Source organism: Pseudomonas sp. P5_A2_2, from assembly GCF_054177685.1.
In genome coordinates this window covers 1-6,817 of record NZ_JBGCUL010000188.1, presented here as the reverse complement: position 1 = coordinate 6,817, position 6,817 = coordinate 1, and the positions used below count along the sequence as shown (strand labels likewise).

The following is a 6,817-nucleotide window of genomic DNA, read 5'->3' as shown; positions in this document are numbered from 1 at the left end:
GCTCATGTGTCGACGGATCGGGTGCTCAAAGCCCATAAAGGGAAAACACCTTGAAAGGGCTGGCCGTAAGGGCGGAACCCTAAGTAGCCGTGACCGCAGCAACGGATATGTCCCCCCTAAAAATCGGGCAGATGTGTAGATACCTATGCTAAGTGGGCACAGCCCTACAGCCGCAACGAGCCCAACACCCCTTGCAGAAAGTACTCGCCGGCTTCCACTTGGCTGATCTCGATGAACTCGTCAGGCTTGTGCGCCTGTTCAATCGAGCCCGGGCCACAGACCACCACCGGCACATCCAGGCGTTGTTTGAACAACCCGCCCTCGGTGCCGAATGAGACTTTGGCAGTGCCGGTGTCCGGGGCGGCGAAGTTTTTCAGGAAGCGCACCGCTTCGACGCTCGGGTGGGTATCGAGGCCCGGATAGACGTTCAGGGTTTCGATCTCGATATCCGCCGCGCTGGACAGTTTTTTCGCTTCGCGCACGATCACTTCGGCACGCTCGCGCATCTGTTCCAGGAACTGATCCAGGTCGTCCGCCGGCAAGTTACGCACTTCGAAATCCAGGGTGCACAAGTTCGGCACGATGTTCAGCGCCTTGCCGCCGACAATCTGCCCGACATGTACGGTGCTGTAGGGCACGTCATAGTCGGTATCCTGCGCGCCCTGCTCTTGCAGTTGCTGCTGGCTCTGACGCAGTACCGCGATGAAATCGCAGGCCACGTGAATCGCATTGACCGAACGCGGTGCCAGCGAGGAATGCGCTTCCAGGCCGCGACAGTAAGTGCGGTAAGAACCCTTGCCCTTATGCCCGAGCACGAACTGCATGTTGGTAGGTTCGCCAATCACGCACAAAAACGGCCGCACCGGCGCCAGGTGCAGCACGTCGAGCAAACGCCGCACGCCGACGCAGCCGATCTCTTCATCATGGGAGAGCGCCAGCTGCAATGGCCGGTTCAATGAATAGTCGGCGGCATCGAGCATGGCGTCGATAGCCAGCGCGATAAAGCCCTTCATATCGCAACTGCCACGCCCGTAAATCCGTCCGTCCTGCACCGTTGCCTGAAACGCCGGAAAGGTCCAGGCCTGCCCCGCTGCCGGCACCACGTCGGTATGACCGGACAGCAGAATCCCCGGCACCTCCCGCGGCCCGGTACTGGCGAAGAGGTTGGCTTTTTTGCCAGTGGAGTCCTTGACGATCAGCGACTCGATGCCCTTGGTCAGCAGCAGATCGCGCACGTATTCGATCAAGGCCATGTTCGACTCCGAAGAGACGGTGTCATAGGCCATCAGACGTTTGAGAATGTCCAGCACGCGGGGTTTCATGAGACCTTGCTCCGTTGCTCGACTGAAGAAGCGAACCGGTTGATGGAGAACGGCGAAATCGAAGTGCTGGTGCTGCCGGTGCTGATCAGTTCGGCCATCACGTCGCCCACGCCCGGACCGAGCTGGAAGCCATGGCCGGAGAAACCGAAGGCATAGAACAAGCCATCAACGGTGCCGCTTGGCCCCATTATGGGCAGGGAATCGGGCAGGTAACCTTCGATACCACTCCAGACCCGAATGATGTTCAGGTTGCCGACACCCGGCAGCAGGCGACGCATCTGATCGAACTGATTGAGAATGCTGCGCGGCTCGACATAGGCCCGGCGGTTGAGCATGTCCGGCTCGCTACGATAGCCGCCACCGATGATGATGTTTCCACGGGGTATTTGGCGGAAATAAATCACTTCCTCGGGAATCTTGGTATAGACACCGATGACTGTCGGCAAGGCGTAAGGCACTGGCTCGGTCACGGCCATTTGCGGACCATGGGTTTCCAGCGGCACCGGTTCGCCGAATTGCGCCGAGAGTTTTTGGCCCCAGGCGCCAGCGGTGATCAACAGCTGAGCGGCACAGAACTGACGACCGTCGGTGGTGCTGATGTGGAACTCACCGCCGATCTTATGCACCTCGGCCACTTCCGTGCGCTCTTCGATCTGCGCACCGAGGCGTCGTGCCGCGCGGGCAAATGCCGGGGCCGCCAGACGCGGGTTGGCATGCCCATCGTGGGGGGCATAAGAGCCGCCTTTCACATCCGGGCCGAGAAACGGAAAACGCTTGTGTAATTCGTCGCCACTAAAGATCTTCAGCTCCAGCTGCTCTGCCTCAGGGGCGTCTGCGTAGGCTTGCAGCTCGGCGATCTCGTCTTCGCGGTAACACACCCGCATATGCCCGCTGGCGATGAATTCCAGGTCATCGTCGATCAGCTCCGGCAGACGCTTCCATAACGCCCAGGAACGATTGGCCAGTTCCAGCTGCCCGAGGTAACGCCCTTGACGTCGCACGTTGCCGAAATTCACGCCGCTGGCGTACTGACCGATCTGGTCGCGCTCCAGCAAGATCACCGACTGCCCGCGCTGACGCAGGAAAAACGCCGCCGCTGAGCCCATCAGGCCGCCGCCGACAATCACGACATCGGCTTTCTGTACCGTCATGGCGACACCTCCTCGGTGAGTATCGAAAGGGGTTTGACCGGCGCCTGACCCCGTTGTCGGCCGACCTGTTGCACGCTGACGCCCGCGGCAGCGGCAATCACCTCTGCCCCGGCCTGCGAGCAATAACGCCCCTGGCAGCGGCCCATGCCGACCCGGCTGAAGGCCTTGGCCCGGTTAACTTCACAGGCCCCCTTCTCACTGACAGTACGGCGCAACTCGCCGGCCGTGATCATTTCGCAACGGCAGACGATCGCTTCGTCCGGCAGCGCTTTGGCCTGGGCAGAAGGCCACGGAAACGCCTGGGCCAGTCCGAGACGAAACTGATCCATTACCGTCAGCGCGTGCCGTTGTTCGTCGCGCAACCCGATGTTCACCGGATGCTGCAGATCCTCCAGCAGCGCCATGGCCACCAGGCGCCCGGCGTGCTCGGCGGCGTCGGCGCCGCGAATCTTCGAACCGTCACCGGCGGCATACACACCGCTGACCGAGGTCCGGCCGTCTTCATCCGTAGCCAGCCACCATTGGCTCGACGCTTCATCGAAGCGCATACGGCAACCGGCCAGGTCGGCCAGTTGAGTTTCCGGGCGCAGGTGATAACCCAGCGCGACGGCATCGCAATCCACCGTCAAGGTCTCACCACGTGCCGTGCGCACGCGTACGCCACTGACACCGCTGGCCGCATCGCCCTGCACTTGAAGCGGCGAAATGCCCAGATGCACCGGGATCTTCGCGCGATACAACTGCGCCAATAACTTCATCCCGGTGAACAGCAACCCCGGGCGCGCCAGCAGTTTCGGCATGGCAAGGATGCGTTTGCTCAGAGGCGAAGTGTCGAGCACTGCCGCGACCTTCGCTCCCGCCTTCACATACTGACTGGCAACCAGATACAGCAAAGGCCCGCTGCCCATGAACACCACGCGGTGGCCGATGGACACAGCCTGAGATTTCAGGGCGATCTGCGCACCGCCGAGACTATACGTGCCCGCCAACTGCCAGCCTTCGATCGGCATCAAGCGGTCGGTGGCACCGGTGCAGAGGATCAGCGCGTCGTAATCCACCGTCGAGTGCTTGCCCTGGCTGACACAACACAGTTGCCCCGGTGTCAGGTTCCACACCAGCGTGTCCGGGCGATAGTCGATCTGCCCGCGCAAACGATCGAAGCTCTGGTGCAGATCGTTGGCCTTGGCGGCTTCGGTGCCATACAGCGTGGCGTAATCCCGGGTAAAACCTTCGGGCTGGCGACGGTAGATCTGCCCGCCATCCCGGCGATTCTCGTCGATCAGGATGGGCTTTAATCCAGCGGCGACCAGGGTTTCGGCACAACGTGTACCGGCCGGCCCGGCGCCGACGATAACGACTCGATGAGTGCTCAGCCGCGCAGTGGCCATATCGCCTCCGGTTGTGTGGTGACAATATCCAGGCCTTCACGGACCTCATTGGAACAGGCGCGTAGACGCTCGCCTCTGCGGGTCCAGACCCAACAGTCCTGGCAGGCTCCCATCAGGCAGAAACCGGCGCGGCGGCCCGAATCGAACTCCGATTGGCGCAAGGCCGAACCCTGAGTCAGCAACGCGACCATCAGCGTATCGCCCTGCAGCGCCTCGATAGGCTTGCCGTCTACCTGAAGTTTGATGATGGGCCGGCCCTGTTCGGCCAGCCTTACGAAACGCCCGTTCATGCATAGACTCCCGCGGTCATGCTGTTTGAATCCTTCTGGGTTTTCAGCAACTCGGCACTGTCGTGATGGCAAAGGACTTCACTGCCGCCAACAATCATCCGACGGTCCGGCGCAACGCAATTGCACAGACCGTCAACCCGCACCGGGCAGCGATTGAGGAAGGTGCACAGCCCCGGCACATTGGCTTTTGCACCAATGGGCGGCAGCGTGCCACAGGTCGTTGTTCCGCAGCTTTCCAGCCAGCCCTGACGCAACTCCGGCACTGAGTGGATCAACAGATCGGTATAGGGATGGAAGGGTGCTTCAGCGTACGATTGTCGAGTACCGGCCTGAATCTTGTGGCCGCTGTACATCACCACAATGTCGTCGCACAGGGCTCGCACGGTGGAGATGTCATGGCTGATGAACAGATAGGACACCCCCAGTTGCTGGCGCAGGTCGCGCAGCAGTTCGAGAATCGCTGCACCGACCACGGTATCCAGTGCCGAGGTCACCTCGTCGCAGAGAATCAGATCCGGTTTGGCAGCCAGGGCCCGGGCCAGATTGACCCGTTGTTTCTGCCCGCCGGACAGTTCGTTCGGACGACGTTCAGCCAGCGTGCGCGGCAAACGAACGAGATCCAGCAACTCACCGATACGCTCGCGCAAAGCCGCACCCTTGAGGCCGAAATACATCTTCAGCGGGCGACTCAGAATAGTGCTGACGCTGTGCATCGGGTTGAGCGCGGTGTCGGCATTCTGAAAGACCATTTGAATACGTCGGAACTGCTCATCGGTGCGCGACGACAGGCTGCCACCCAGGGGCTGGCCATCGAAGGTCAGTCCCCCGAGCGCCGGCTCCAACAACCCGGCCACCACCCGCGCCAAAGTCGACTTGCCAGAACCTGACTCACCGATGACGCCAATCGCCTGGCCTCTGCGAACCGTCAGATCAATGTCCTCCAATACCAGGATCGATGGCATGCCATGCGCGTTTTTGTTGCCGTAACCGGCGGTCAGTCCCTGGATAGTCAGCAAAGGCGTGTCTTCAGCGACACCGCAGGGTGGACGGATGGTGGTGTCCGGCCGTGCTGCCGCCAGCAAGCTGCGGGTGTATTCGTGGGCCGGGCCTTTAAGCAAGGGTGCCGTGGCGCTCTGTTCGAAGATCTCGCCGCCATTGAGCACCACGATCTGATCGGCCATCTGCGCCACCACGGCCAAATCGTGGGATACGTAGACTGCCGTCGCGCCACGTTCGCGTACCACTCGTTTGAACGCCCGCAGTACATCGATCTGGGTGGTCACATCGAGTGCCGTCGTCGGTTCGTCGAGCACCACCAGCAATGGATCGCTGATCAGCGCCATGGCCGCCATCACCCGTTGCAGTTGCCCGCCGGAAACCTGATGAGGGTAACGCTGGCCAATGTGATCGGGGTCTGGCAGGGCCAGGTCGCGGAATAACTCGATGGCCTTGGCCTCAAGCACAGTCCTGCTGCCCAGGCCATGAATCAACGCGCCCTCCACCACTTGGTCGATGAGTCTTTTCGCCGGATTGAACGCCGCGGCGGCGCTCTGGGCGATGTACGACACACGGTTGCCGCGCAAGCCTTGCAGCTCGCCTTCGCTCAACGCCAGCATGTCGTGTTCGCCGACCTGCACCACCCCGCCCGCCAACCGACAACCGCGTCGGGCATAACCGAGTAACGCCAGGGCGATAGTGGTCTTGCCGGAGCCGGACTCACCGATCAACGCCAGCACTTCGCCTTTCTGCAGGGAGAAGCTTACGCCCTTGACGATTTCCACATCACCGAGTTCGCCACAGGCGACCACTCGCAGGTCCTGAACGCTAATTAATGCACTCATTTCAATGACCTCCCGAACGTCGGCTACGTCGCGACGACAGTCGGTCGATAAACAGATTCACACCGATGGTCAGGGTGCCGATGGCCAAAGCCGGAATCACGATGGCAGGCGCACCCTGGTAGAGACCGCCGATGTTTTCGCGCACCAGCGACCCGAGATCGGCATCCGGCGGTTGCACACCCAGGCCAAGAAAACTCATACCGCTGAGCAACAACACGATGAAACCGAAGCGCAGCCCCAGATCTGCAAGCACCGGGTTGAGCATATTCGGCAGAATTTCCACGCAAGCCACATACAACCGGCGCTCGCCACGGGTACGAGCTACCTGCACGTACTCCAGCGCTTCAATGTTCACCGCCATGCTGCGGGCGATGCGGAATGCACCCGGGGTGAAGCTCAATACCGCCGTGCAGATCAGCAAGGTGACCGAGGAGCCGAAAGCCGAGACCATGATCAACGCCAGCATCTTGCTGGGGATCGAGATGAAGGCGTCCATCAAGCGACTGATCAACTCATCCAGCCACTTCGGCGACACCACCGACAGCAACGCGAAGCTGGTGCCCAGACCACTGGCCAACACCGCCGCCACCAAGGCCAGGCCGACGGTGAATCGTGCGCCGACGAGGATCCGGCTGAGCATGTCGCGGCCCAGGTAATCGGTGCCGAACGGGTAAGCAGCGCTCAGGTTTTCGAAGACATTGTCGGAGACCACTTCCCCCACAGGATGCGGTGCCAGCCACGGGCCGAAGATGGCTACCAGCAACCAGATTCCCCCACAGGATGCGGTGCCAGCCACGGGCCGAAGATGGCTACCAGCAACCAGAT

At 61.3% G+C, this 6,817-nt stretch carries 6 protein-coding genes; all 6 read right to left on the bottom strand.

The window, feature by feature from the left end:
- Window positions 1–164: 164 nt before the first annotated feature.
- Genes argE through ACXRVY_RS13420 form a run of 6 tightly spaced genes read right to left on the bottom strand, consistent with a single transcriptional unit; the run spans window position 165 to window position 6,815 of the window.
- Window positions 165–1,322 (bottom strand): acetylornithine deacetylase, encoded by a 1,158-nt coding sequence (gene argE / locus ACXRVY_RS13445; RefSeq protein ID WP_223458809.1) that lies wholly within the window; start codon window positions 1,320–1,322, stop codon window positions 165–167.
- A complete protein-coding gene (locus tag ACXRVY_RS13440; protein ID WP_223458807.1) occupies window positions 1,319–2,473 on the bottom strand; it encodes an NAD(P)/FAD-dependent oxidoreductase in 1,155 nt (384 codons plus the stop codon). Before ACXRVY_RS13440 ends, argE begins: the two co-directional genes overlap by 4 nt.
- Window positions 2,470–3,861, bottom strand: coding sequence for an FAD-dependent oxidoreductase (locus ACXRVY_RS13435; RefSeq protein WP_457265717.1), 1,392 nt, complete (start codon window positions 3,859–3,861; stop codon window positions 2,470–2,472). The genes ACXRVY_RS13440 and ACXRVY_RS13435 overlap by 4 nt, the downstream gene beginning before the upstream one ends.
- The gene (locus tag ACXRVY_RS13430; protein WP_457265718.1) at window positions 3,843–4,151 is read right to left on the bottom strand and encodes a (2Fe-2S)-binding protein; all 309 of its coding nucleotides are present in this window, start codon (window positions 4,149–4,151) and stop codon (window positions 3,843–3,845) included. Before ACXRVY_RS13430 ends, ACXRVY_RS13435 begins: the two co-directional genes overlap by 19 nt.
- Window positions 4,148–5,992 (bottom strand): ABC transporter ATP-binding protein, encoded by a 1,845-nt coding sequence (locus tag ACXRVY_RS13425; protein ID WP_457265719.1) that lies wholly within the window; start codon window positions 5,990–5,992, stop codon window positions 4,148–4,150. The genes ACXRVY_RS13430 and ACXRVY_RS13425 overlap by 4 nt, the downstream gene beginning before the upstream one ends.
- A gap of 1 nt (window position 5,993) precedes the next feature.
- Window positions 5,994–6,815: an ABC transporter permease gene (locus tag ACXRVY_RS13420; RefSeq protein WP_458237541.1), complete on the bottom strand. Its 822-nt coding sequence runs from the start codon at window positions 6,813–6,815 to the stop codon at window positions 5,994–5,996.
- Window positions 6,816–6,817: the final 2 nt, after the last annotated feature.

What these genes read in the sequence shown, in the direction of transcription:
- argE (WP_223458809.1), bottom strand. Translation starts at nt 1,322, where the DNA reads ATGAAACCCCGCGTGCTGGACATTCTCAAACGTCTGATGGCCTATGAC.
- ACXRVY_RS13440 (WP_223458807.1), bottom strand. Translation starts at nt 2,473, where the DNA reads ATGACGGTACAGAAAGCCGATGTCGTGATTGTCGGCGGCGGCCTGATG.
- ACXRVY_RS13435 (WP_457265717.1), bottom strand. Translation starts at nt 3,861, where the DNA reads ATGGCCACTGCGCGGCTGAGCACTCATCGAGTCGTTATCGTCGGCGCC.
- ACXRVY_RS13430 (WP_457265718.1), bottom strand. Translation starts at nt 4,151, where the DNA reads ATGAACGGGCGTTTCGTAAGGCTGGCCGAACAGGGCCGGCCCATCATC.
- ACXRVY_RS13425 (WP_457265719.1), bottom strand. Translation starts at nt 5,992, where the DNA reads ATGAGTGCATTAATTAGCGTTCAGGACCTGCGAGTGGTCGCCTGTGGC.